The sequence below is a fragment of the Agrococcus sp. Ld7 genome (genome assembly GCF_045064095.1).
Taxonomy (GTDB): domain Bacteria; phylum Actinomycetota; class Actinomycetes; order Actinomycetales; family Microbacteriaceae; genus Agrococcus.
Genome location: NZ_JBISGY010000033.1, coordinates 173,219 through 196,855, shown reverse-complemented (window position 1 = coordinate 196,855; position 23,637 = coordinate 173,219). Strand labels below are relative to the sequence as shown.

The following is a 23,637-nucleotide window of genomic DNA, read 5'->3' as shown; positions in this document are numbered from 1 at the left end:
GGGTGTCCTGAAGGATCTCAAGAGCCAGGTCGACACGCTGCTGGGTGAGGACTTCAAGACGCAGCACGCGTCGGGTAAGTTCGGCGAGGGCTATGAGGAGCTCACGTCCGGTCTTGAGACGGCGATCGAGGGCATCTCCGAGATGGGCGAGGCGCTGCGCGGCATGATGCAGGCGATCCAGTCGCTCGACGAGCAGCTCGCAGGCAGCTGAGCCCGACCGCGCAGCATGGCGGGTGCTGAGCACCCGCCATGCTGCGCGCCGTCCCAGCACCGAAGGAGGATCACCCGTGGACATCATGCTCGACCTCGTTGAGCTGTCGGCCGCGCGCACGCGACTCGCGCATGCGAAGGAGACGTTCGCTATGGCCAGTTCCTTCAACAACGACTTGGAGCGCGCCGTCGCCAACCCGGACGATCGCGACGCGCTGCGCAGGAAAGTCGGCGACTTCGAGTCCGACTGGAACGATCGGCGCGAGGATCTGGCGAAGATGCTCGAGGAGATTCACCGCGGGCTCGACACCATCATCACGAACTGGGAGCAGTGGGACGCCGAGACCGCTCGAGACCTCGAGGCTTCTGGCGAGGCGGGGGGCTGACGATGACGTACCACTCACCCGAGCGGGGCTACGAGCTGCGCGAGCTCGAGGGCGATCCCACCAAGATCGCCGCGGATGCGGCGAGCTTCGTCAAGCTCGCCGATGAGCTGGATCTGCTCGAGACCGAGCTGCGTGCGATTGCCGAGTCGAGCGTGCACAGGTCGAAGGGCACCGACGCGCTCGCGGAGATGGCAGGCAAGGCGAGGCCCGAGGTCGAGAAGGCCTCGACGCGCTATCGCGGAACGGGGGAGGCGCTGGACATCTATGCGCCCGCGCTTCGCACCGCGCAGAACTGGATCGCAGAGAACAAGCCCTCCATCGAGGCGGCGGAGCGCGACTACGAGGATGCCGTCGACGCCGCTGCCGACGCGCGTGACGATCAGAGCTCGCTGCACCGCGTCTGGGCGTGGGAGGACGACCCGACCGACGCTGAGCGCACCGCCGCGGCGACAGCGGTCTCCGAGGCGGAGGCCGCTGAGGTCTCAGCCAAGAGCGTGCGCGATCAACGGTGGCAGGAGTTCGAGACGACCTTCACGACATGGTCGAACGCGTACGAGGACGCGGTCGATGGTGTTGACGGCGCGATCGACGCCGCCGGCAACAACGACGGCTTCTGGGAGGGACTTGCCGACTTCCTCGACATCCTCGGGTGGGTCGTGACCGGACTGGCGGTCCTCGCACTCTTCATCTCGGGTCCGATCGCCGCGCTGGTCGTTGCGCTGGTGGTCATCGGTTCCCTCGTGCTCCTCGCCGGCAAGATCGCGCAGTACTCGACGGGACGCACCACGAAGATGGACCTCGGACTCGCGATCTTCTCGGTGGTCACGCTTGGAGCGGGAGGTGCGATCGCGCGCGTCGTCAGCAAGGGTGCGCCCACGCTGAGCGCCGCAATCAGCACCACGCGCTCGACCGCGGGCACGGCCATCCGCGGCACGATGCGCGGTCCGTCGCTCAATCCCCTCACGTGGCACCGTCCGGTCTCGAACCGCATCAGCGCCTGGAGCCAGGCGCGCGCGGCCACGCCCAAGCCCAACACGTTCGCCTCCCAGGGGCTCGGCGGCACGCCCTGGAACTCGATCCGCTTCGGCGGCTCCGATACCGGCCGCACGCTGCAGTTCCTCCACACCGCTCGTGGCAATCTCGGCAAGTACCCGTCCGTGGTCTCGTCGATCGACACCATGATCGCCGCCAGCACGCCCAGCCTCGGCTCGCAGGTCGCGCAGACCTCGCTCTGGATGCTCGGCACGGGCGCCGACGTCGGTGACAAGGTCAGGCTGATCCCGAAGTCGTCACCGCTGGTCCCGAAGCCGTGAGCATCGCGCCTCGGGCGCCCGGTCAGCCCACACGGTGGCAGCGGGTGTTCATGATCGCGGCGATGCTGAGCGCCGCCCAGCTGCTGTGGGTGTTCGTGATGGGGCTGATCGCCGGTGGGCAGTTCGTCGCGGACGACTGGCCGGAGTGGGATCCGCTCGCGCCCTGGCCCGTCGTGGCTGTGCCGGCGTGGGTGTCGATCGCGCTCGGCGTGACGGCGACGGTTGGCGCTATCGGCATGGCGGCCGAGCGCGTGCGCGAGCCGCGATCCGAGGGCGGCGTGGTGCAGGCGTTCGCGATCACGATCGTCGCGCTCATCGTCATCCCGATCGGTCTCGCCAATGTGTACTCCGACCCGACCGGCGTCTCGGTCCCGTTGTATTGGCTGACCGATCCGTTCGGCTGGCATTGGCTCGCTGCGATCCCCCAGGTGCTCACGCTCGCTGCGCTGGGGATCCGGTTCGCGCGGGTGCGCCGCGCAGGGCGTCGGGCGTGAAGGGGAGGATGCGCGCATGAGCCTTGCCGATGAGCTGCGCGGTGCAGCGCCGCGAGGGTTCCGCCTGGCGTTCCCGCCCGGCTGGCGCCACTACCCGGTCGACGAGCGGGGGAGGGATGCCATGCTGCGCGACGTCGCCGAGCGATCGAAGGCGGCTGCGCGCCCTGATCTCGACGCAGCGCTGCGACGCAAGGTCCGCGAGCAGTTCGAGGCCCTGCGGCGCACGCGCGGGGTCGCGATGTACGTGCCGGCCGAGGGCGCATCGACCGAGAGCGGCATGCCGATGTCGGTCGTGGCCTCGCGGTGGGTCGCGCAGTCCGGCAGGACCGTGGAGGAGGATGTGCGTGATCGCGCGGGCGCCGATGTGCAGCGCATCGAGCTGCCGCACGCCGTGCTGCTCCGCTGGGTGCAGGATCGCGACGGTGCCAGCACCCGCGAGGGAGTGCTGACCAGGACGGTGTCCTACGTCTACCCCGAGCCGGAAGAGGGGGCGCGCACGGGCATGCTCCTGACGGCGGGCATCCTGCACCTCGGTGCTGAGGAGACCGAGTGGGTGACCGCCGGCATGGTCGAGCTTGCCGACGCGATCGCGGAGACCTTCCGATGGAGCTGACCCCGGGCGATGCCGTCTTCGAGCCCGACGTGGACCGATGGGTGCCTGTTCCGCTCGACTTCCCCGCACGCGACTGGAGCACGGCCACCCAGTGGGCAGAGAACGTGACAGAGGGCCTCGCCCCGTACTGGGAGCTGACCGACCTGCAACGGGCCGACCTCGCCCACATGGCGCTCGTGGTCGCGTCGACCGAGCCGCCGCTGCCGGGCGCGATCGCGCGCTTCTGGCATCTGCCCGTCGTGCCCGACGTGTCGAGGGTGGTCCACGCCTACGCCGAGCCGCTCGAGCAGGACTGGACGGAGCGCCTCGCGGAATGGGCGACGGGCGGCTACGAGGGGGCTGTCTTCCAGCGGTCGGAAGAGCTCACCTCCACGGTGTACGCGCGGCTGTTCCGGACGTCGGCGCTCTGGCCGCTGCCCGGTGCCGAGGATGGCGCCGCTGCAGCCGTGCTGCGCGTGCTCGGCGAGATCGAGGACATGATCGTGGTGATCGAGATCATCGACCTCGACATCACGATCGCCGCGCGGCTGCTCCAGCCCGCGACCGAGCTTGCGGAGTCGATCAGGCTCGGGGCCTAGATCGAGCGCGGCTCCCCAGCCGCCGTGAGGACAGCCACCGCGCCCTGGCGCGAGAGCATCGCGACTCAGCCCGCGTGCCGGCTGATGAGCTTCGACAGCAGGATCGCGGATGTCGTGTGGTCCACCGACGCGGCCGCCCGCACCTTCTCGAGTGCCTCCTCGAACGCGATCACGTCGCGCGCTCGCATCATGACGATCGCATCCGCGGTGCCGGTGACGGTGCTCGCCTCGATGACCTCCGGCACGCCGGAGAGCATGCGCTTGAGGTCGGCGGGGGAGACCGTGCCGCGGCAGAACAGCTCGACGTAGGCCTCGGTCGCGAGCCCCTCGACCTTCGGGTCGATCTGCACGGTGAAGCCGCGGATGACGCCGTCGGCGATGAGGCGGTCGATGCGTCGCTTCACCGCAGAGGCCGACAGCCCGACCGCCGCGCCGATATCCGCGTAGCCCGCTCGCGCGTTCAGACGCAGCTGATCGATGATGCCGTGGTCGATGCGATCCATACGCACGAATCTACGACGACTTCCGGCCGATCTGCAAGAAACCGGCGTCACGACCCGCGCAATTGCGTCGAATCGTTGCGACCATCGAAGCATGCAGCAGACCACGACTTCCACCGCGCCGACCGAGGGCCGCACGCCCAAGCACAAGACGGTGCTCATGTGCCGCCCAGAGCACTTCACGGTCAGCTACGCCATCAACCCGTGGATGGACCCGTCGAAGCCCACCAGCACCGAGCGCGCGGTCGAGCAGTGGCAGACCCTGCACGACACCTACGTCGCGCTCGGCTACGACGTGGAGCTGATCGCGCCGGTCGACGGCCTCGACGACATGGTCTACGCCGCGAACGGCGGCTTCACGCTCGACGGCCACGCCTACGGCGCGAAGTTCACCTATGAGGAGCGCATGGCCGAGGGCCCGGCCTACATGGCGTGGTTCGAGGCGAACGGCTTCCAGGTGCACGAGCCCGTGCACGTCAACGAGGGCGAGGGCGACATGCTGCTCTCACGAGGCGCGATCCTGGCCGGTCACGGCTTCCGCACCAGCCTCGAGTCGCACGACGAGCTGCGCGCGATCTTCGACCGCGAGGTGCTGAGCCTGCGCCTGGTCGACCCGCGCTTCTACCACCTCGACACCGCAATGGCGATCCTCGACGACGAGACCATCGCGTACCTGCCCGCCGCCTTCGACGAGGCCAGCCGCTCGGCGCTCGAGCGTCGCTACCCCGACGCCATCCTCGTCGACGAGACCGACGCGTCCGTGCTCGGACTGAACTCCTTCGGCGACGGGCGCACCATGGTGATCGCCGAGCGCGCCACCGGATTCGAGCGTCAGCTCGCCGAGCGCGGCTACCAGACCACCGGCCTCGACCTGTCGGAGCTGCTGCTGGGCGGCGGCGGCATCAAGTGCTGCACGCTGGAGCTGCGACGATGAGCGCCGCGAGCACCACGCACGAGGCCACGACGACGGAGGCGACGATGACGACGACGGATGCCGTGAGCGAGGCGACGCGCGCCGCGATCACCCAGGTGGAGGCGCATGCCGCGCACAACTACCACCCGCTGCCCGTGGTGGTCACCGAGGCGTCGGGCGCCTGGGTCACCGACGTCGACGGGCGTCGCTACCTGGACTGCCTCGCCGCGTATTCGTCGATGAACTTCGGCCACGGCAACCGCCGGCTGCTCGACGCCGCGCACGCGCAGCTCGACCGTGTGACGCTCACGAGCCGCGCCTTCCACGCGGCAGCGCTCGGCCCGTTCGTCGAGGCGCTCGCCGCGCTCGCGAACAAGGACATGGTGCTGCCGATGAACACCGGCGCCGAGGCTGTCGAGTCCGGCATCAAGGTTGCTCGCCGGTGGGCCTACGAGGTGAAGGGCGTGCCAGCCGGCCAGGCGGAGATCATCGTCATGGAGGGCAACTTCCACGGCCGCACCACGACGATCGTGTCGTTCTCCGACGACCCGGATGCGCGCGAGGGCTACGCCCCGTTCACCCCGGGCTTCGTGCGCGTGCCGTTCGGCGACCTGGCCGCGCTCGAGGCGGCCATCACGCCGAACACGGCGGCCGTGCTGCTCGAGCCGATCCAGGGCGAGGCCGGCATCAACGTGCCGCCGGCCGGCTACCTGCAGGCCGTGCGCGAGCTGACGACGCGCGAGCGGGTGCTGTTCATCGCCGACGAGATCCAGTCGGGCCTCGGCCGCACCGGCGCGACCTTCCAGTGCGACAACGAGGGCGTCGTGCCCGACATGTACCTGCTCGGCAAGGCGCTGGGCGGCGGCGTGGTGCCGGTCTCTGCCGTGGTCGCGGATGCGGATGTGCTGGGCGTGCTCACGCCCGGTTCGCACGGCTCCACCTTCGGCGGCAACCCGCTCGCGGCGGCTGTCGGCCTCGAGGTCGTGCGGATGCTCGCAGAGGGCGACATGCAGGCACGCGCCCGCGAGCTGGGCGAACGCCTGCACGCGGGCCTCGCGGAGCTCGTCGGCCACGGTGTCACGGCCGTGCGCGGCGTCGGCCTGTGGGCCGGCATCGACATCGACCCGGCCGTCGGCACCGCCCGCGACGTCTGCATGCGGCTGCTCGACGCGGGCATCCTCGCGAAGGACACGCACGGCCAGACCGTGCGCCTCGCTCCGCCGATCGTCATCGACGAGGCCGACCTCGACCTCCTCATCCGCGAGTTTCGCGCGGCCGTCGGCGCGTAAGCGCCGGCGCCCGCGCGGGTCGAGGAGCCGGCCCTTCCGGCCGGCGTCGCGAGACCAGGCCGTCGGCGCGTAGCGCCGGCGCCCGCGCGGGTCGAGGAGCCGGCCCTTCCGGCCGGCGTCGCGAGACCAGGCCGTCGGCGCGTCAGCGCCGCTGTCCGCGCCAGTCGCGGCAATGTCGGATTCCCCGCGGATCCGGCGTATGCTCGCGGCGTGGTTGCACGCATCCTGCTCGGACACGCCCCCAGACCGACCTCCGGCGCACAGCTGGAGAAGCGCATCCGAACCCTCGTGATCGCGGCGGAGCCTGCGGGTGTCGCGTGCACGTCGGTGATCGATGCCGAGCTCGACGGCGCCGACATCGCGCACCTGCACCTCGACCTCACCGACTTCCGGCTGGCTGGCGAGCACGACCGCGATCGCGCCCGGCTCGAGCCGCAGGGCGCGCCCGTCTCCGCAGAGGACGCGGTGATGCGCGAGCTGCACGTCGAGGGTGATCCGATCGTGATCTCTGGCGCGGAGGTGCAGCTCGATGCACGGCTCTCCGACGTGTCGTTCCGGTGGATCGAGACCGACAACAGGGAGCTGGCGGTCGAGTTCGCGCCCGCCGACGACGACCACCCGCTGCGCGGCCGCGCACGGATCGCGGTGCCGAAGGAGCAGCTGGGCAAGGCCGTGCTGGGGCTCGCCGACTCGATGCTGCTGGAGCGGGGCATCAGCGTCTCGCGCCTCGACCTCGACGTCGAGCAGCAGAGCCCGAAGCAGCTGCGCCTGACCTTCGACGTGAAGGTGCGCAAGGGGCTGCTCGGCGCCCACATCACGGGCGCCGCCGACGCGGTGATCGATGACGCCATGGGCGTGACGCTCTCGGGCATCGCGGTGGACAGCGGCAACCCGCTCGTCGCCGCCATGCTCGGCTCGGTGCGCGGCAGGATTGCGCAGTACGAGGGTCGGCGCATCGACCTCGCCTCCGAGCTGCCCGCCGGCATCCGCGTGACCGACGTGCAGGTCGAGGTCACCGACGACGTGACGCTCGAGGCGCGCCTGGGCTGACCGCGTCGACTACGCGTCGACCAGCAGCGGCACCGCGCGCTCGCGCGGCGGCACCGCCACGCGCGCATCCTCCAGCCGACGGGCGGACTCCTCGGCGTCGATCCAGTCGAGCGCGTCGAAATGCCCGAGCGGCACCACCGAGTGCAGCACGGTCGAGGGGTAGACGTGCACGAGGTTGAAGGCGCGAGCCCCGTCGCGGCCGCGCGTGCCGCCCACCGGGACGTTGAGGTCCTGGGTGTAGCACGTGGCCGAGGCCACCGAGACGGGGATGCCCGCGAAGGTCGCGGTCGAGGAGTAGTGCAGGTGCCCGGCCAGGATGGATCGCACGTCGCTGCCGGCGATCGCGTCGGCGAGCGCGGCCTGATCGCGCAGCTCGACGCTCGCGGCGAGGTCGAGCACGCTCGGCACCGGCGGATGGTGCATGGCCAGGATCGTGCCGTCCGGCGCGGGCGTCGCGAGCACCGCGCGCAGCCAGTCGCGCTGCTCGGCGCTCACGCGGCCGTGATGGTGGCCACGCACCGTCGAGTCGAGCGTGATGATGCGCAGCCCGCCGACGTGGGTGACCGCATCGACGGGGGCGTCGGATGCCGGCTCGTCGAGCAGGCCCGTGCGGAACGCGCGCCGCTCATCGTGGTTGCCCATCACCCAGACGACCCGCGCGCCCAGCTCTGCGGCGACCGGGTCCACGATCTCGCGCAGGCGCCGGTACGCATCCGGCTCGCCGCGATCCGCCAGATCGCCCGTGAAGACGATCGCGTCGGGTCGGGCGCCCGATCCCTCGAACTCGGCGAACAGCCGCCGCAGGTGCTCCTCGCTCGGCACGCGGTCATAGAGGCGGCCGCCGCCGGCGAGCAGGTGGGTGTCGGAGATGTGGAGCAGGAAGTGGTCGGGCCGGGGATGCTCGGCCGCGTGGGTGCTCACGATTCGTCCCATCCGATCGCTCGGTGCGCGCACGTGTCGTGCACGTGCTGGAACGCTAGCCCAGCATCCGTCCGAGACCGGCGCGTGAACGCGGCGTGTATGCAGTCCGAACGCCGACCGCCGCTCGCGGCCGCCCCTGACCGGCCCGAGTACGATGGAACGACACCCCCATCCCGAAGGCAGGAGCCGACTGAGCCGTGAGCGACCTTCGAGAGCAGGGCATCGACGGCGAGCGGAGCGCCTTCGCATCGGCGCGCAGCGAACCGCCCGGCATCAGGGTCGCGAACGCCGAGGAGCCGGTGCTCGTCACCTCCGGTGGCCGCTTCGGCCGCTTCGACCGCCCCGACATCGTGGTGCGGAAGGGTCGCTATGCCCTGAAGAACGGCCACATGAGCCCGCGCGAGTCGATGATCGAGGATCTGCTGGCGCTGGGCGCCGCGCTCGATGCGGCGAGCATCCCCTTCCTGCTCGTGCGCGATGACGACGGGCGCCCGATCATCGCGGTCGATCGCGCCCGGCGCAAGGAGCTCGCGAAGGAGCTGGCGGCAGCCTTCGCCGACGAGCCGTTCTACGCCGCGACGGTCGCACCCGAGCGGCTCGCGGGCCGCGCCCCCGCGCTGCTCGCCGACGGCGCCCTCGCCGGCCACAAGAAGGCGTCGGCGATGCGCGTGTTCCGGCCGCGCGTGGAGCCCACCGGGCGGCTGCGGTACGGGCCGGAGACCGCGGTGCAGCTGGAGCTGTGGCGCTTCGGCGAGGAGACCCTCGTCGCGCCGCTGCCGAACGCGCTCATGCGCGCGAGCATGCCGCGCAGCGAGGCGGTCGGCGAGACCGTCGTGCGCTTCGGCCGCGAGTGGCAGACGATCCAGCACATGTGGGAGCCGCTCGCGAGCGACATCACGTTCGAGATCGACATGGTGTTCTCGTGGGTCGACGGATCCAGCAGCGAGTACCAGCGCGAGCGCGCAAAGCAGATGCAGGCCTACGTGGTCGGCGAGGGCGACGACTCCGAGGCCCGCTATCGCCAGCTCGACGAGCTGAAGTACGCGCTGCGCTCTGTGCACATGTACGCGCCGTGGGTGCGCCGCATCTTCATCGCGACCGACTCGCCGGCGCCCAGTTGGCTCGCCGACCACCCTGGGGTGACGATCGTGCCGGCGGAGCGGATGTTCGCCGACACCTCGACGCTGCCGACCCACAACTCGCATGCGGTGGAGGCGCAGCTGCACCACATCGAGGGGCTCAGCGAGCACTTCCTCTACTCGAACGACGATATGTTCTTCGGCCGGCCACTGGGGCCCGACATGTTCTTCTCGCCCGGTGGCATCACGAAGTTCGTCGAGGCGACCACGCGCATCGGGCTGGGCGAGACGGATCCGGCGCGCTCCGGCCACGACAATGCGGCGCGCTACAACCGTCGGCTGCTGCGCGAGCGGTTCGGCACAGTCACGACGCGGCACCTCGAGCACTGCGCGGCGCCGCTGCGACGCAGCGTGCTGCGGGAGCTCGAGACGACGTTCCCCGAGGACTTCCGGCGCACGGCGGCATCCCGCTTCCGCTCAGCGACCGACATCTCGGTGACGAACTCGCTGTACCACTACTACGCCCTCATGACCGGGCGAGCGGTGCAGCAGACCAACGCCCGGGTGCAGTACATCGAGACGACGCTGCGCAGCGCGCTGCCGGCGATGCAGCGACTGCTGCGCAAGCGCGATCAGGACATGTTCTGCCTCAACGACGGCAGCAACCCGGAGCTCTCCACCGAGGAGCGCACGCACGCGGTCACGGCGTTCCTGGAGGCGTACTTCCCGATCGCGGCGCCCTGGGAGCGCACGGCCTCCTGACGCCCTCGGTGCACCGGCGGGCGCGGCGCGCCTCAGCCCTGCAGCAGCGCCTCGACCTCGCTGGCGCTCGCGATGCTCGCGGACGCGCCTCGTCTCGTCACCGTGATCGCGCCAGCAGCGCTCGCGTGCCGCATCGCTGTCTCGAGCCCGAGCCCCGCCGCGACGCCTGCCGCCAGGTGCCCGGCGTAGGCATCGCCCGCGGCCGTGGTGTCCACCATGTCGACGGGCACGGGCGGATGCTCGCTGACGCCGTCCGCCGAGACGAGCACGCTGCCCGCCCCGGCCAGCGTGATGATGGCAGCACCCGCTCCGCGGTCGATGAACCACTGACCCGCGCGCGCGGCCGACGCCGCCGAATCCACCGAGAGCCCCGTCAGCATCGCGGCCTCCGTCTCATTGGGCTTGACGATGTCGATGAGCGGCCAGAGATCGTCCGGCAGCTCGCGGGCGGGTGCCGGGTCGAGGATCACGGTGATCCCGGCCGCACGCGCGCGTCGTACCGCGGCGAGCGTGGTCTCGAGCGGCACCTCGAGCTGGGTGAGCAGGACCGCGACACGATCGTCCATCGCGGAGAATGCGCGGTCGAGCTGCGCCTCGTCGAGGGCCGCGTTGGCGCCCGCGACGATGACGATGTCGTTCTCCCCGTCGGCGACGCGGATATGGGCGATGCCGGTGTGATCTGGCACGGTTCGCACGTGCTCGAGGTGCACGCCGTGCTCAGCCAGGCCCGCGGTCACGAGCGCGCCGAACTGGTCGTCGCCGACGCACCCGACCATGGACGCCTCGCCGCCGGCTCGTGCAACCGCGACGGCCTGATTCGCCCCCTTGCCCCCGAGACCGAGCGCGAACGCGTCGCCGCGGAATGTCTCGCCCGGCGCCGGGCGACGGCTGGAGTGAGCGGTGACGTCGGCGTTGATCGAGCCGACGATCATGACGGCGTTTCGCAGTGCTGGCATGCGATGAGGCTAACGCGACGCGCGGCGCCGAGCGGATCCGGCGGCGGGTGCCTGCAGGGGCTCAGTGACGCAGCGAGAGCCGATCGAGCTGCGTGACGTGCTGCGGCCCGAGCTCCTCGAGCGCCCCGACGCCGAGCAGCCGCATGGTGCGCCGCACCTCGCTCGTCAGGATCGAGAGCGCGCGGTTGACGCCCGCTCGACCACCGGCCATCAGCCCGTAGAGGTAGGCGCGGCCGACCATGGTCGTTCGCGCGCCGAGCGCGACCGCGGCCACGATGTCGGTGCCCGACATGATGCCCGTGTCCAGGTGGATCTCGAGATCCCTGCCGACCTCGCGAGCGACCTCCGGCAGCAGCCGGAACGGCACGGGGGCCCGGTCGAGCTGGCGCCCGCCGTGGTTCGAGAGCGTGATCGCGTCGACGCCGATGCCGGCGAGCCTCCGCGCGTCGTCGACCGACTGCACGCCCTTGACGACGAGCTTGCCGGGCCACGCGGCGCGCACCTCTGCGAGCGCCTCGTAGTCGACCGAGGGGTCGAACATGGAGTCGAGCAGCTCGCTGACCGTGCCGTCCCACTTCGAGACGGCGGCGAAGGTCACCGGCTCCGTGGTGAGGAAGTTCCACCACCACTCGACCTTGGGCGCTGCGTCGACCAGCGTGCCGAGCGTCAGCTGCGGGGGGAACTGCATGCCGTTGCGCGCATCGCGGTGGCGCGCGCCGGAGACGGGCGTGTCGACGGTGATCATGAGCGTGTCGTATCCGGCCTTCCACGCACGGTCGACGAGCTCGAGCGATCGGTGGCGCTCCTTCATCATGTAGAGCTGCATCCAGAGGCGGCCGTCGGGCGAAGCCTGGCGCACCCGCTCGATCGAGGTGGTGCCGAGCGTCGAGAGCGTGAAGGGGATGTCGTAGGCGGCGGCAGCGCGAGCACCGGCGGTCTCTCCCTCGGCGTGCATCAGCCGGGTGAAGCCGGTCGGGGCGATCGCGAGCGGGAAGGCGCTGCGCGTGCCGAGCACATCCCACGACGTGGAGAGGTCGGTCACGTCCTTCAGCACGGCCGGGTGCAGCTCGATGTCCTCGAACGCCTGGCGCGCGCGAGCAATGCCGATCTCGCTCTCTGCGGCGCCATCGGTGTAGTCGAACGGCCCCTTGGGCGTGCGACGCTTCGCGATGTCGCGCAGATCCCAGATCGTCTGCGCGTGGGCGAGCCGCGCGGCCGCGGGATTGCCCGGCGTCCGGAAGTTCAGGTTCGCGCGCAGGTCGGTCAGGGTGGGGATGCGTCGTTCCATGGGGTCCTCGTCGTCGATCCGGTCTGCTGTCATGCTCTCACCGAGCGCCGGCCGCCCGCGGCCGGTACTCGACGAGCTCGTGCGTCGTGCGGACGAGTGCTCGCAGCTCCTCGAGCGTGTCCGGCGCGGCACCCAGCGTGCGCGCCTGCACGAGCACGTTGCCGATGGCCGTCGCCTCCACCGGGCCCGCGACGACGGGGAGCCCCGTGCGATCGGCCGTCAGCTGGCACAGCAGGGCGTTCCGCGAGCCGCCGCCGACGACGTGCACGCGCTCGATGCGCTGCCCGCTGATGCGCTCGGCGTCGCGCAGCGTCACGGCGTAGCCCTCGGCGAGCGACTCGAGGATGCAGCGCACGACCTCCGCCTGCCCCTGCGGGGCTCGCTGCCCGCGCTCGCCGAACCATCGGGTGATGCGGGCGGGCATGTCGCCCGGCGGGTAGAAGGCGTCGTCGGTCGGGTCGAAGACCGGCAGCGGCCGGTCGGCGCAGGCAGCCGCCTCCAGCAGGCTCGGCAGCTCGAGCCGCGGGCGCTGCGCCTGCCAGGTGCGCACCGACTCCGAGAGGATCCACAGCCCCATGACGTTCTTCAGGAAGCGGTTGCGCCCGTCGACGCCGCCCTCGTTCGTGAACTGCGCCTCCAGCGCATCCGGGGTGGCGATCGGGGAGGCGGTCTCGATGCCGACGAGCGACCAGGTGCCGCTCGAGATGTAGGCGGCATCGGGCTCCATCGGCACGCCGACGACCGCAGAGGCCGTGTCGTGCGATCCGACCGCGAGCACGTCGGGGGAGCCGTCGATGCCGAAGTGTTCGCGGGTCGGCGCGTCGATCGCGCCGATCCTCGTGCCGGGTGCCACGACGTCTGCGACGAGCGACGAGGGGATGCCGAGCATCGCCATCAGCTCGGTGTCCCAGGTGCCGTCGAGCCGCATGAGCCCTGTGGTGGAGGCGTTGGTCGCCTCGGTGACCATGCGCCCCGTCATCCAGTAGCTGAGCAGATCGGGCAGCAGCAGCAGGCGGTCGGCCGCATCGAGCAGGCCGCGCTCCTTGTCGACCATCAGCTGGTTGATGGTCGTGAACGGCATGCGCTGCAGGCCGCAGCGGGCGTAGAGCTCCGGCTGCGCGATGACCTCGTCGACGAGCTCCAGCCCGCGCGCGGTGCGGTCGTCGCGGTACGAGAACGGGATGCCGAGGAGGCTGCCGCGTCGCAGCAGCCCGTAGTCGACGGCCCACGAGTCCACCGCGACCGATGCGAGCCGCGCATCGCCAGACCGGCCCCTGGATGCCGCCGCGACGCCCTGCATCGCCTGCTCGTAGAAGCCGAGCACGGCCCAGTGGAGCCCGTCGGCGACCCGCACCGGACGGTTCTCGAAGCGGGTGATCTCGTCGAGCCGCAGCGTCGTGCGGCTGACCTCCGCGCGCACCACGCGCCCGCTGGTCGCGCCGAGATCGATCGCTGCGACGGTCGCCGTCATCGCAGGAACGCCGCCGCAACGCCCGAGTCGACGGGCACGTGCAGTCCCGTCGTGTGGCTGAGCTCCGGCCCCGTGAGCGCGGCCACCGCGTTGGCGACGTGCTCCGGCAGCACCTCGCGGCCGAGCAGCGTGCGCCCGGCGTAGTACTTGCCGAGCTCTGCTTCGTCCACGCCGTAGACCTTGGCGCGCGACGCGCCCCAGCCGCCGGCGAAGATGCCGGAGCCGCGCACGACGCCGTCGGGGTTGATGCCGTTCACGCGCACGCCGAACTGCCCGAGCTCCGCCGCCAGCAGTCGCACCTGATGCGCCTGATCGGCCTTCGTTGCCGAGTAGGCGATGTTGTTGGGCCCCGCGAACACGGCGTTCTTCGATGAGATGTAGATGATGTCGCCGCCCATGCCCTGGTCGATGAGCACGCGGGCTGCGGCGCGCGAGACGAGGAAGGAGCCCTTCGCCATCACGTCGTGCTGCAGATCCCAGTCCGCCTCCGTGGTCTCCAGCAGCGATCGTGAGAGCGACAGCCCGGCGTTGTTCACGACCAGGTCAAGCCCGCCGAATGCCAGCAGCGTCGCGTCGACCGCGGCCTGCACCTCGGCCGCCTGCGTGACGTCGCACTGCACGCCGATCGCCACGTCCGTCGAACCGAGCTCCGCCGCCGCCGCCTGCGCCTTCTCGAGCGAGAGGTCGGCGATCACGACGCAGGCGCCCTCGGCGGCCAGCCGGGTCGCGATCGCCTTGCCGATGCCGGATGCGGCACCGGTCACGAGCGCGATGCGCCCGGCGTGCGAGCGCGGCTTCGGCTGCCGCTGCAGCTTCGCCTCCTCCAGCGCCCAGTACTCGATGCGGAACTTCTCAGCGTCGGAGATCGGCGTGTAGGTGGAGACCAATTCTGCGCCGCGCATGACGTTGATGGCGTTGATGTAGAACTCCCCGGCGACGCGCGCGGTCTGCTTGTCCTTCCCAAAGGAGAACATGCCCACGCCCGGGATCAGCACGATGGCGGGATCTGCGCCGCGCATCGCGGGGGAGTCCTCGGTCGCGTGAGCCTCGTAGTAGGCGACGTAGTCGGCCCGGTACTGCTCGTGCAGCTCCTGCAGCCGCGCAACAGCCTGCTCGATCGGGGCATCGGCCGGCAGGTCGAGCACGAGCGGCTTCACCTTGGTGCGCAGGAAGTGATCCGGGCAGGAGGTGCCGAGCTCGGCGAGCCTGCGGTGCTCGGCGCGCTCCAGGAAGTCGGTCACGACCTTCGCGTCGCTGAAGTGGCCAACCATGGGGCGGTCGGCCGATGCGATCGCGCGCACGTGCGCGCTCAGCGCGGCCGCCTTCGCGCGGCGCTCGGCCGGCGGCAGTGCCGCGTAGCCCTCGAGGACAGCGCCGAAGGGCTCTCGCGAGCCGTGCTCCTCCAGGTAGGTGGTGGCCGTGCGGATGATCCACAGCGAGTTGCGCTCGGCGGCCTCGCTCGTCTCGCCCCACGCCGTGATGCCGTGGCCGCCCAGGATGCAGCCGACGGCATCCGGGTTCGCCCGCTGGATGGCGCGGATGTCGAGCCCGAGCTGGAAGCCCGGCCGGCGCCAGGGCACCCACACCACCTTGTCGCCGTAGATGCGCTCCGTGAGCTCGGGGCCGTCGGCCGCTGTGGCGATCGCGATGCCGGCGTCGGGGTGCAGGTGATCGACGTGCGGCTGCTCGACCAGCGCGTGCATCGCGGTGTCGATCGAGGGCGCAGCGCCGCCCGAGCCGTGCAGGCAGTAGTCGAAGGCGGCGACCATCTCGTCCTCGCGCTCGACGCCGGGGTAGACGGCCTCGAGCGCCCGCACGCGGTCGAGCCGCAGCGCTGCGAGGCCCGAGGCGGTCAGGGTGCCGAGGTCGCCGCCGGAGCCCTTCACCCAGAGCAGCTCGACGCGCTCGCCGGTCGCGGGATCGGTCGCGTGCCCCTTCGCCGAGGTGTTGCCGCCCGCGTAGTTGGTGTTGCGCGGGTCGGACCCGAGCCGGTTGCTGCGCTTGATGAGGTCCTGCACGGCGTCGGTCATGTCGGTCTCTTCCTGCATGTCAGGCTCCCCAGCTCGCCTGCGCGCCACCGACGCGCTCGTCGGTGATCCGATCGAGGTAGCCGGAGTCGAGGAACGCCCGCATCGGGTCCTCCGGCAGGCCGCGCGATGCGCGGAACTCGGCGAGCAGCGGCCGCACGTCGGTGCTGAACGCATCCATCACGATGTCGTTCGCGAGCAGCACGTCGGTGTCGCGACGAGCGGCGGCGAGCGCCTCGGTGTCGAGCGAGAGCACCTTCGCGACCGCTTCCTGCACGTTCAGCACGCTGCGGATCTGGCCGGGGATCTTCGCCTCGATGTTGTGGCACTGGTCGAGCACGAGCTGCACGTCGGGATCGCCGTAGCCGCCGCCGGAGACCAGCTCCATCACGATGCGGAACAGCTGGAACGGGTCGGCCAGCCCGACGATGAGGTCGTCGTCGGCGTAGAAGCGCGAGTTGAGGTCGAACGCGCCGAGCTTCCCGAGCCGCAGCAGCTGCGCGACGATGAACTCGATGTTCGTGCCGGGCGCGTGATGACCGGTGTCGAGCACCACCTTCGCCTGCTCGCCGAGCGCGACCGTGTGGGCGTAGCTCGTGCCCCAGTCGGGCACGTCCGTGTGGTAGAACGCCGGCTCGAAGAACTTGTACTCCAGCAGCAGCCGCTGGTCCGCGTCGAGCTCGGCGTAGATCGCGCGCAGCCCCTCTGCGAGCCGGTCCTGGCGCTCGCGGATGGAGTCCTGCCCGGGATAGTTCGTGCCGTCGGCGAGCCAGATCTTCAGATCGCGCACGCCCACCGCGCGCATCACGTCGAGGCACTCGAGGTGGTGGTCGATCGCGCGCTGCCGCACGCGAGCATCCGGGTGGCAGAGCGAGCCGAACTTGTAGTCCTCCTCCTGGAAGGTGTTCGAGTTCACCGTGCCGATCGCAACGCCCAGATCCTCGGCGTGCGCGCGCAGCGCCGCGTAGTCGTCGACCCGGTCCCAGGGAATGTGGATCGCGACGCGCGGCGCGAGACCGGTCGCGGCATGCACCTGCGCGGCGTCGCTGACCTTCTCGAACGGATCCCGCGGGGTTCCCGGCGTGCCGAACACGCGGAAGCGGGTGCCGGAGTTCCCGTACGCCCAGCTGGGCACCTCGATCTGCAGCTTCGCCAGCTCTTCCAGGGAGGGCGCGATGGCCATGGTCGCTCCTGTCGTCGTCGACATCGGATGGCGCCCCGCAAACCGTGGGCGGGGTGCTCGTGTCTGCCAGCATGGCCCTCGTTGCTTTCGAACGCAACCACAAATGTTGCGTTTTGGTATCGAAGGCTTGCGGCGCAGGTTTCGAAAGCGTACTGTCGCCAGCATCACCGACGAAGGAGTCCCCGTGGTCAGTCGCGATTCGCGCATCCTCGATGCGCTGGATCAGCACGGCACCGTGCAGGTCGCCGATCTGGCGCGGGATCTCGGCGTCTCCGAGGTGACGATCCGGAAGGATCTCGACGCGCTCGCCGAGCGCGACCTGCTGCGGCGCACGCGCGGCGGCGCGCTGCCGCCGGTGCGCGGCGACGAGGGTGCCTTCACCGACCGCATGCGCCGCGAGGACGCAGCGAAGCGCGCGATCGCCGCGCACGCTGCGGCGCTCGTCGAGGACGGCGACGTGATCGCGCTCGACACCTCGAGCACCGCGCACTTCTTGGCGCTCGAGCTGCTGACGCGCACCGGGCTGGTGGTCGTGACGCAGTCGCTGCGCACGGCGATGCTGCTCATGGATCGCTCCGACGCCAGCGTCATCGTGCCGGGCGGCACGCTGCGCCGCGAGAGCTCCGGGCTGGTCAGCCCGAGCACCGATGCGCTCGTCGGGCGCGGCCGCATCGACAAGGCATTCGTCGGTGTCGTCGGGCTGTCCCCGGAGCGCGGGCTGCTCGAGCTCGCCACCGACGAAGCGGTCTCGAAGCAGGGCCTGGTCGAGGCGAGCAACGAGGTGCACGCGCTGTTCGACAGCAGCAAGACGACCGGCTTCGCGCTGCACTCGTTCGCGAGCGCCGACCGGGTGACGAGCCTCATCACCGATGCGCGAGCATCCGACGACTTCGCCGACGAGTGGGAGGCAGCGGGCGTGCGCGTCACGCGCGTGCCCCTCGTCGACGGCACACAGACGACCGGCACGGAGTCGGTATCGGCGCGGGGTGGACGAGCCTCCCGACGCCTCACCCAGAAGGAGCATCGATGAAGATCTCACGCAGGATCACAGGCGCACTCGCGCTCACGGCGGCCGCTGCCGTCGTGCTCGCCGGGTGCACCTCGCGGAACGACACGGGCTCGACGCCCGCACCCGGCGCGACGGAGGGCGGCGACGAGCAGATCTCGATCGCCTTCGTCCCCAAGCTGCAGGGCATCCCCTACTTCGAAGCCATGAACACCGGCGGCCAGCAGGCCGCGGAGGATCTCGGCTTCGAGTGGCTGTACCAGGGACCGACGACGGCCGACGCGGCCGCACAGGCAGACATCGTGCGCTCGTTCATCCAGCAGGGCGTCGACGTGCTGTTCGTGGCGCCGAACGACCCGAACTCGATGGCGCCGCTGCTGCAGGAGGCGCAGGACGCCGGCATCCACGTCGCCACCACCGACACCGACGCGCCCGACTCGGTGCGCGAGCTCTTCGTGAGCCAGGCCTCGGTCGAGGGCATCGGTCAGCAGCTGACCGACTCCCTGCTCGAGGCCATGGGCGGCTCCGGCAAGTACGCGATCGTCTCGTGCGGTGAGACCGCGGCGAACCTGAACGCGTGGATCGAGGTGCAGGAGGCGTACACGGCATCCGAGTACCCCGATGCCGAGATCGTCGACATCGTCTACGCCGGCGAGGATCAGGCCGCAGCCACGCAGATGGCACTCGACCTGATGAACTCGAACCCGGATCTCACGGGTCTGGTCGGCGAGTGCACCTCGAGCGCCCCTGGCGTCGCTGAGGCCGTCACCGCCGCCGACCGCATCGGTGAGGTGTTCACGGTGGGCCTCGGCACGCCGCAGGCGATGCTGCCGTACCTCGAGTCGGGAGCATCGAGCGCCTCGGTGCTCTGGGATGTCGAGGGTCTCGGCTGGCTCACCGGCTGGGCAGGCATGCAGCTGGCGAACGACGGCGATCTGAGCGACACGTCGAGCATCAGCAACCCGGCGCTCACCGAAGTCTCGTACGACGAGTCGACGGGCGTGCTGCTGCTGGGCCCGCCGACGGTGTTCACGGCTGAGAACGCCGGGGACTACGACTACTGATCCCACCGCCGGTCGCGCCTGACGCGACCGGCACCCGCCGGGGCGCGGCCGACCGCGCCCCGGCACCCCACATCCTCATCCGTCGTCCACGACGGAGCGACCGCTCGGAGCACCATGACTGAGACCGCACCCAGGCTCGAGATGCGCGACATTTCGAAGCGCTACGGGGGCGTCCGCGCCATCCGCCACGCCGACCTGACCGTCAGACCGGGCACGGTGCACGCCCTGGTCGGCGAGAACGGCGCGGGCAAGTCGACCCTCATCAAGATCCTCGCTGGCGCCGAGCAGCCCGATACCGGCACGATCACGATCGACGGCCGCGAGGTCAGCATCGATTCCACGTCCGATGCCATCGAGCTCGGCGTGCAGACCGTCTATCAGGAGCCGCAGCTCTTCCCAGAGCTCACCGTCGCCGAGAACTTCTTCGTGGGGCGCGAGATCACTCGCGGCCTCGCCATCGACTGGCGTGCGCAGGCACCGCGCATGCTCGAGCTGCTCGACACCGTCGGCCTCGACCGCGCGCTCGCCTCCCAGCCGCTCGGCACGCTCTCGATCGCCAAGCAGCAGCAGGTCTCGATCGCGAAGGCGCTGCTCGAGCAGGCGAGCGTGCTGATCCTCGACGAGCCCAGCGCCATCCTCACCGACAGCGAGATCGAGGTCCTCTTCGGTGTCGTGCGGAAGCTCGCCGCCGAGGGCGTGTCGATCATCTACATCAGCCACCGGCTCGACGAGCTGTTCCGCATCGCCGATGAGGTCACGATCATGCGCGATGGCGAGACGGTCTCATCGCAGCCGATCGGCGAGCTGACCGTGCGCGAGATCGCTGAGCGCATGGTGGGTGGCGAGCTGGAGGAGGGTGTTCGTCAGACCGGCGAGCCCGGCCCCACCGTGCTCGAGCTCGACGGCCTCTCGCTCGAGGGCGCCTTCGACGACGTCTCGTTGACCGTGCGTGAGGGCGAGATCGTCGGCCTCTACGGCTTGGTCGGCTGCGGAGCGGCCGAGGTGGGGGAGGTCGTCTACGGCATGCGGCACGCGACGGGCGGTCGGATGCACTCGGTCGGGTCCGACACGCAGGCCACGAACCCGTCGGCCGCCAAGCGCCGCGGCATCCGGATGCTGCCCGCCAACCGGTCGTCGCAAGGGGCGTTCGCGTTCCAGCCGATCGCGTTCAACATCACCATCGGCTCCCTGCCGCTGCTGAGCAGGGTGCCGGGGTGGGTCTCGCCGAAGGCCGAGCGGCGCATCGCGAACGACCTGATCAAGCGCCTGTCGGTGAAGACCCCCTCCGAGCGACAGCCGATCGGAGCAATGTCCGGCGGCAACGCGCAGAAGGTCGTGCTCGCCCGGCAGATCGTCGAGCAGCCGAAGCTCCTGGTGCTCTCGGAGCCGACGCAGGGCGTCGACGTCGGTGCGAAGGAGGAGATCCACAGCATCATCGCCGACCTCGCCGACCGGGGCGCAGCGGTGCTCGTGATCACGACCGACCTCGGCGAGGTGCTGCGTGTCGCCGACCGCATCCTCGTGTTCCGCTCCGGTCGCATCGCCAAGGAGTTCCCACCAACCGCCAGCCAGGCGTCGCTGCTCGCAGCCGCCGCCGGCGCGATCGAGGAGGACGCCGCATGAGCGTCGACACCGTCAAGGACGAGCCAGCCGCGAGCCCCGCGGCGTTCAGCCTGCGCCGCATCCTGCCGCCGGTGGTGACGGGGCAGGAGATCGTGCTTCTCGTGGTGCTGGTGGTGCTCTGGGTGCTGCTGGGCATCTTCACGCCCGCGTTCCTCACCCCCGGCTCCATCGGGCCGCTGCTCGTGCAGGTCGCGCCCATCGCGCTGGTCGGCGTCGGCATGACCTTCGTGATCATCACCGCAGGCATCGACGTCTCGGTCGCCTCGATGATCATGGTCTCCGCCGTGGTCACGGCTCGGATGATGGTGAACCTCGACATCCCTGCGCCGCTCGCGCTGCTCGTCGCCATCGCCATCGGACTCGCGCTCGGCGCGATTAACGGCCTGCTCATCGCGTACGGCCGCGTGCATCCGATCATCATCACCTTCGGCACCCTCAACGTCTTCCAGTGGATCGGGCTGCAGGTGTTCGACTCGTCCACCGTGAACGGCATCCCCGGCACGCTCGATTTCCTGGGCCGCGGCACCGAGGGGTCCACGCTCGGCGTGCCGCACTCGTTCGCGATCGCGGTGGTCGCGGTCGCGGTCGCCTGGTGGTTCCTGCGCTACGCCAAGGCCGGCCGCAGCCTCTACGCGATCGGCGGCAACGCCAACGCCGCACGTCTCGCGGGGATCAAGGTGCAGCCGCGCCTCGTCTGGGTCTACGCCGTCACCGGTGCGCTCGCCGGGCTCGCCGCGTGCATGATGATCGCCACCGGCACCTCGACCCTCGACCAGTCGGTCGGCTCCGGCAAGGAGCTGCAGGTCATCGCCGCCGTCGTCATCGGCGGCACCTCGATCATCGGCGGCCGCGGCAGCGTGATCGGCACGCTGCTGGGCGCGATCCTCGTGCAGACCGTGGTCTCGGGCGTCACGCAGCTGGGCTGGCCGACGCAGCTCGGCTTCCTGTTCGTCGGCATCTTCATCATCGTTGCCGTCGGCACTGACCTCATCCGCGAGCGAGCCAGGAGGCGCGCATGACCGCCGTCACGCCGACCGATCGGCAGCAGCCCAACGAGCGAGCACCGCACAAGGAGTCGCGGATGCGCCACTTCACCGGCGGGATCATGAAGGACCGCACGGTGCTGCTGCTCGTGCTGGTCATCGCGCTCATCGTCGTCATGACCATCCTCGACCTGACGGGGCAGACGCGCGCTGACTTCAACAGCGACTACCTCGCCTCCTCGCTCATCGCCTACGTGCCGCTCGCGCTGCTCGCCATCGCCGAGCTGTTTGTCATCACCTCCGGTCGCGGCGGCATCGACCTCTCGGTCGGCTCGATGGTGTCGCTCTCGGGCATCGTCTTCGCCATGCTCTTCCAGCAGGCGGGCCTGCCGGTGCTCGTCTCGATCGTGCTCGCGGTGCTCTTCGGCGCGCTGCTGGGCGCCTTCAACGGCTTCCTCTCGGCCTACCTCGGCTTCCCGCCGCTGATCGCGACCCTCGCGACGTTCTACGGCTACCGCTCGATCGCGCTCGTGATCAGCGACCAGCGGCCGATCTCCGGCGCCGAGATCTCCGAGTTCTACAACGCGGCGAAGGCGATCGAGCTGCCGGTCATCGGCGGAGGGCTGCCGCTCGTGCCGCTGGGGGTCTTCACATTCCTGATCCCGATCGCGATCGTCACCTGGTTCGTGCTGAATCGCACCGCCTACGGCCGCTCGCTCTACGCCATTGGCACGAACGACACCGCAGCGCAGTGGGCGGGCATCGACACCCGCCGCACGCGCATGACCGCCTTTGTCGCCGCGGGCGCCATCTCCGGCTTCGTCGGCGTCTACACCGTCGCCCAGTTCGCCTCCGCTCGCCCCGACGCGGGCACGAGCGGCGGCGGCATGGCACTGCCCGCCATCACGATCGCCGTGCTCGGCGGTGTCGCGATCACCGGCGGCATCGGCAGGCTGAGCGGCGTGCTGCTCGCGGCGCTGCTCATCGTGTGGCTCAACGCGTCGATCCTGATCGTCGTGCCGGGCAACGACGGTGCGCAGGCGCAGCTGCTCGCACTCGGCCTCGTGCTCCTCGGCGCCGCCCTGTTCGGCCAGTTCACCCTGCGCCGGAAGCGGCTCGCGCCAACGCCCAGCGGCACGTCGCCCATCGCGACACGACCCGGGGCGAAGCCATGACGCTCGTCGACGACCTGCTCGCGCTCTGCCACGCCGTGGGGGAGCCGCACCGCGAGCTCGCCATCCTCGGCGAGGGCAATGTGAGTGCCAGGCTCGACGAGCAGCGGATGCTGGTCAAGGCATCCGGCTCGACGCTCGGCTCCGCGGGCCCGGACGACCTGGTCGAGTGCGAGCTCGCGCCGATCCTGGCGGTGCTGGATGCCGAGGACGCCGACGACGACGCTGTCGGCGTCGCGCTGATGGCGAGCCGCGTCGACGCGGGAGCGAAGCGCCCCAGCGTCGAGGCACTGCTGCACGCGGTGGTGCTGTCGTTCGGAGCGGGAGCGGCGTGCCACACGCATCCGATCTCGGCGAACGGGATCCTGTGCTCCGACCGCGCCGAGCTCATCGCGGCGGGCGCGCTGTTCCCCGACCAGATCGTGGTGCTCGGCCAGCGCGCGCTCTTCGTGCCCTACGTCGACCCCGGCCTCGGCCTCGCGCTGCACATGCGGGATGCGCTGCGGGCGTTCGTGGCTGAGCACGGGCGACTGCCGAAGATCGCCTACCTGCAGAACCACGGCATCTTCGCCATCGGCGACGACGCCGCCGAGTGCCTGCGGATCACCGAGATGGCGGACAAGCACGCTCGAGTACTGACCGCGGCGCTCGCCGTCGGCGCGCCGAACTTCCTCGGCGACGAGGTGCTGGATCGGATCGAGAATCGCGCGGACGAGCACCACCGCCGCCGCGTCCTGCAGGGAAAGAGGTAACACC

The 23,637-nt window shown here is 70.6% G+C and carries 23 protein-coding genes; 16 read left to right on the top strand and 7 right to left on the bottom strand.

The genetic code is table 11. The features are described 5' to 3' along the window. Positions 1-7: 7 nt before the first annotated feature. The 6 genes from ACJJVL_RS10755 to ACJJVL_RS10730 all read left to right on the top strand — a co-directional run bounded on the left by ACJJVL_RS10755 (position 8) and on the right by ACJJVL_RS10730 (position 3,594). Entirely contained in the window at positions 8-211 is a 204-nt protein-coding gene (locus ACJJVL_RS10755) for a hypothetical protein (protein ID WP_405218665.1), read from the top strand. A 76-nt stretch (positions 212-287) separates the two neighbouring features. Beyond that, the gene (locus ACJJVL_RS10750; RefSeq protein ID WP_405218656.1) at positions 288-596 is read left to right on the top strand and encodes a hypothetical protein; all 309 of its coding nucleotides are present in this window, start codon (positions 288-290) and stop codon (positions 594-596) included. A gap of 2 nt (positions 597-598) precedes the next feature. Then, on the top strand, positions 599-1,909 hold the full coding sequence (locus ACJJVL_RS10745; protein ID WP_405218655.1) for a hypothetical protein: 1,311 nt from the start codon (positions 599-601) through the stop codon (positions 1,907-1,909). 62 nt (positions 1,910-1,971) lie between these two features. Then, complete coding sequence (locus ACJJVL_RS10740) at positions 1,972-2,403, top strand: hypothetical protein (protein WP_405218654.1); 432 nt, start codon at positions 1,972-1,974, stop codon at positions 2,401-2,403. A 16-nt stretch (positions 2,404-2,419) separates the two neighbouring features. Next, entirely contained in the window at positions 2,420-3,016 is a 597-nt protein-coding gene (locus ACJJVL_RS10735) for a hypothetical protein (protein ID WP_405218653.1), read from the top strand. Then, positions 3,007-3,594 (top strand): hypothetical protein, encoded by a 588-nt coding sequence (locus ACJJVL_RS10730; protein ID WP_405218652.1) that lies wholly within the window; start codon positions 3,007-3,009, stop codon positions 3,592-3,594. The genes ACJJVL_RS10735 and ACJJVL_RS10730 overlap by 10 nt, the downstream gene beginning before the upstream one ends. 65 nt (positions 3,595-3,659) lie before the next feature. Here the strand turns inward: ACJJVL_RS10730 and ACJJVL_RS10725 are convergent, their stop codons facing one another. Continuing rightward, the gene (locus ACJJVL_RS10725) at positions 3,660-4,097 is read right to left on the bottom strand and encodes an Lrp/AsnC family transcriptional regulator (RefSeq protein ID WP_405218651.1); all 438 of its coding nucleotides are present in this window, start codon (positions 4,095-4,097) and stop codon (positions 3,660-3,662) included. Positions 4,098-4,188: 91 nt separating this feature from the next. Here ACJJVL_RS10725 and ddaH point away from each other — a divergent pair, with 91 nt between their 5' ends. The 3 genes from ddaH (at position 4,189) to ACJJVL_RS10710 (ending at position 7,346) form a co-directional block, all read left to right on the top strand. Continuing rightward, on the top strand, positions 4,189-5,028 hold the full coding sequence (gene ddaH, locus ACJJVL_RS10720; protein ID WP_405218650.1) for a dimethylargininase: 840 nt from the start codon (positions 4,189-4,191) through the stop codon (positions 5,026-5,028). Positions 5,029-5,072: 44 nt separating this feature from the next. Next, positions 5,073-6,296, top strand: a complete 1,224-nt coding sequence (rocD, locus tag ACJJVL_RS10715) for an ornithine--oxo-acid transaminase (RefSeq protein ID WP_405218664.1) — start codon at positions 5,073-5,075, stop codon at positions 6,294-6,296. Between the two features lie 210 nt (positions 6,297-6,506). After that, entirely contained in the window at positions 6,507-7,346 is an 840-nt protein-coding gene (locus ACJJVL_RS10710; RefSeq protein WP_405218649.1) for a hypothetical protein, read from the top strand. A gap of 9 nt (positions 7,347-7,355) precedes the next feature. Here the strand turns inward: ACJJVL_RS10710 and ACJJVL_RS10705 are convergent, their stop codons facing one another. Then, positions 7,356-8,267 carry a phosphodiesterase gene (locus ACJJVL_RS10705; protein WP_405218648.1) on the bottom strand — a complete coding sequence of 304 codons (912 nt, stop codon included), beginning with the start codon at positions 8,265-8,267 and terminating at the stop codon, positions 7,356-7,358. Positions 8,268-8,464: 197 nt separating this feature from the next. On the opposite strand from ACJJVL_RS10705, the gene ACJJVL_RS10700 reads away from it, so the two are divergent. Next, the gene (locus ACJJVL_RS10700; RefSeq protein ID WP_405218647.1) at positions 8,465-10,108 is read left to right on the top strand and encodes a stealth family protein; all 1,644 of its coding nucleotides are present in this window, start codon (positions 8,465-8,467) and stop codon (positions 10,106-10,108) included. Between the two features lie 32 nt (positions 10,109-10,140). On the opposite strand, the gene ACJJVL_RS10695 is transcribed toward ACJJVL_RS10700, so the two are convergent. The 5 genes from ACJJVL_RS10695 to rhaI form a co-directional block, all read right to left on the bottom strand. Continuing rightward, the gene (locus tag ACJJVL_RS10695) at positions 10,141-11,064 is read right to left on the bottom strand and encodes a ribokinase (protein WP_405218646.1); all 924 of its coding nucleotides are present in this window, start codon (positions 11,062-11,064) and stop codon (positions 10,141-10,143) included. A 61-nt stretch (positions 11,065-11,125) separates the two neighbouring features. After that, the gene (locus ACJJVL_RS10690) at positions 11,126-12,385 is read right to left on the bottom strand and encodes an alpha-hydroxy-acid oxidizing protein (protein ID WP_405218645.1); all 1,260 of its coding nucleotides are present in this window, start codon (positions 12,383-12,385) and stop codon (positions 11,126-11,128) included. A 4-nt stretch (positions 12,386-12,389) separates the two neighbouring features. Then, a complete protein-coding gene (locus ACJJVL_RS10685; protein ID WP_405218644.1) occupies positions 12,390-13,823 on the bottom strand; it encodes a rhamnulokinase family protein in 1,434 nt (477 codons plus the stop codon). After that, entirely contained in the window at positions 13,820-15,871 is a 2,052-nt protein-coding gene (locus ACJJVL_RS10680; protein WP_405218643.1) for a bifunctional aldolase/short-chain dehydrogenase, read from the bottom strand. The genes ACJJVL_RS10685 and ACJJVL_RS10680 overlap by 4 nt, the downstream gene beginning before the upstream one ends. Before the next feature lies 1 nt (position 15,872). Continuing rightward, complete coding sequence (gene rhaI / locus ACJJVL_RS10675) at positions 15,873-17,033, bottom strand: L-rhamnose isomerase (protein ID WP_405218642.1); 1,161 nt, start codon at positions 17,031-17,033, stop codon at positions 15,873-15,875. 184 nt (positions 17,034-17,217) lie between these two features. Here rhaI and ACJJVL_RS10670 point away from each other — a divergent pair, with 184 nt between their 5' ends. The 6 genes from ACJJVL_RS10670 (at position 17,218) to ACJJVL_RS10645 (ending at position 23,633) form a co-directional block, all read left to right on the top strand. Beyond that, positions 17,218-18,063, top strand: coding sequence for a DeoR/GlpR family DNA-binding transcription regulator (locus ACJJVL_RS10670; protein ID WP_405218641.1), 846 nt, complete (start codon positions 17,218-17,220; stop codon positions 18,061-18,063). Further along, positions 18,060-19,103, top strand: coding sequence for an autoinducer 2 ABC transporter substrate-binding protein (locus ACJJVL_RS10665; RefSeq protein ID WP_405218640.1), 1,044 nt, complete (start codon positions 18,060-18,062; stop codon positions 19,101-19,103). The genes ACJJVL_RS10670 and ACJJVL_RS10665 overlap by 4 nt, the downstream gene beginning before the upstream one ends. A 114-nt stretch (positions 19,104-19,217) precedes the next feature. Continuing rightward, positions 19,218-20,726 carry a sugar ABC transporter ATP-binding protein gene (locus tag ACJJVL_RS10660; RefSeq protein ID WP_405218639.1) on the top strand — a complete coding sequence of 503 codons (1,509 nt, stop codon included), beginning with the start codon at positions 19,218-19,220 and terminating at the stop codon, positions 20,724-20,726. Then, positions 20,723-21,745: an ABC transporter permease gene (locus ACJJVL_RS10655; RefSeq protein ID WP_405218638.1), complete on the top strand. Its 1,023-nt coding sequence runs from the start codon at positions 20,723-20,725 to the stop codon at positions 21,743-21,745. Before ACJJVL_RS10660 ends, ACJJVL_RS10655 begins: the two co-directional genes overlap by 4 nt. Then, positions 21,742-22,884 (top strand): ABC transporter permease, encoded by a 1,143-nt coding sequence (locus ACJJVL_RS10650; RefSeq protein ID WP_405218637.1) that lies wholly within the window; start codon positions 21,742-21,744, stop codon positions 22,882-22,884. Before ACJJVL_RS10655 ends, ACJJVL_RS10650 begins: the two co-directional genes overlap by 4 nt. Then, positions 22,881-23,633 (top strand): class II aldolase/adducin family protein, encoded by a 753-nt coding sequence (locus ACJJVL_RS10645; RefSeq protein WP_405218636.1) that lies wholly within the window; start codon positions 22,881-22,883, stop codon positions 23,631-23,633. The genes ACJJVL_RS10650 and ACJJVL_RS10645 overlap by 4 nt, the downstream gene beginning before the upstream one ends. The last annotated feature ends 4 nt before the right edge of the window (positions 23,634-23,637 follow it).

Excerpts from the sequence above, each read along its gene's own strand:
- ACJJVL_RS10745 (WP_405218655.1), top strand. The coding sequence starts at position 599 with ATGACGTACCACTCACCCGAGCGGGGCTACGAGCTGCGCGAGCTCGAG.
- ACJJVL_RS10740 (WP_405218654.1), top strand. The coding sequence starts at position 1,972 with ATGCTGAGCGCCGCCCAGCTGCTGTGGGTGTTCGTGATGGGGCTGATC.
- ACJJVL_RS10735 (WP_405218653.1), top strand. The coding sequence starts at position 2,420 with ATGAGCCTTGCCGATGAGCTGCGCGGTGCAGCGCCGCGAGGGTTCCGC.
- ACJJVL_RS10730 (WP_405218652.1), top strand. The coding sequence starts at position 3,007 with ATGGAGCTGACCCCGGGCGATGCCGTCTTCGAGCCCGACGTGGACCGA.
- ACJJVL_RS10725 (WP_405218651.1), bottom strand. The coding sequence starts at position 4,097 with ATGGATCGCATCGACCACGGCATCATCGATCAGCTGCGTCTGAACGCG.
- ddaH (WP_405218650.1), top strand. The coding sequence starts at position 4,189 with ATGCAGCAGACCACGACTTCCACCGCGCCGACCGAGGGCCGCACGCCC.
- rocD (WP_405218664.1), top strand. The coding sequence starts at position 5,073 with ATGACGACGACGGATGCCGTGAGCGAGGCGACGCGCGCCGCGATCACC.
- ACJJVL_RS10695 (WP_405218646.1), bottom strand. The coding sequence starts at position 11,064 with ATGCCAGCACTGCGAAACGCCGTCATGATCGTCGGCTCGATCAACGCC.
- ACJJVL_RS10690 (WP_405218645.1), bottom strand. The coding sequence starts at position 12,385 with ATGACAGCAGACCGGATCGACGACGAGGACCCCATGGAACGACGCATC.
- ACJJVL_RS10685 (WP_405218644.1), bottom strand. The coding sequence starts at position 13,823 with ATGACGGCGACCGTCGCAGCGATCGATCTCGGCGCGACCAGCGGGCGC.
- ACJJVL_RS10680 (WP_405218643.1), bottom strand. The coding sequence starts at position 15,871 with ATGCAGGAAGAGACCGACATGACCGACGCCGTGCAGGACCTCATCAAG.
- rhaI (WP_405218642.1), bottom strand. The coding sequence starts at position 17,033 with ATGGCCATCGCGCCCTCCCTGGAAGAGCTGGCGAAGCTGCAGATCGAG.
- ACJJVL_RS10665 (WP_405218640.1), top strand. The coding sequence starts at position 18,060 with ATGAAGATCTCACGCAGGATCACAGGCGCACTCGCGCTCACGGCGGCC.
- ACJJVL_RS10660 (WP_405218639.1), top strand. The coding sequence starts at position 19,218 with ATGACTGAGACCGCACCCAGGCTCGAGATGCGCGACATTTCGAAGCGC.
- ACJJVL_RS10655 (WP_405218638.1), top strand. The coding sequence starts at position 20,723 with ATGAGCGTCGACACCGTCAAGGACGAGCCAGCCGCGAGCCCCGCGGCG.
- ACJJVL_RS10650 (WP_405218637.1), top strand. The coding sequence starts at position 21,742 with ATGACCGCCGTCACGCCGACCGATCGGCAGCAGCCCAACGAGCGAGCA.
- ACJJVL_RS10645 (WP_405218636.1), top strand. The coding sequence starts at position 22,881 with ATGACGCTCGTCGACGACCTGCTCGCGCTCTGCCACGCCGTGGGGGAG.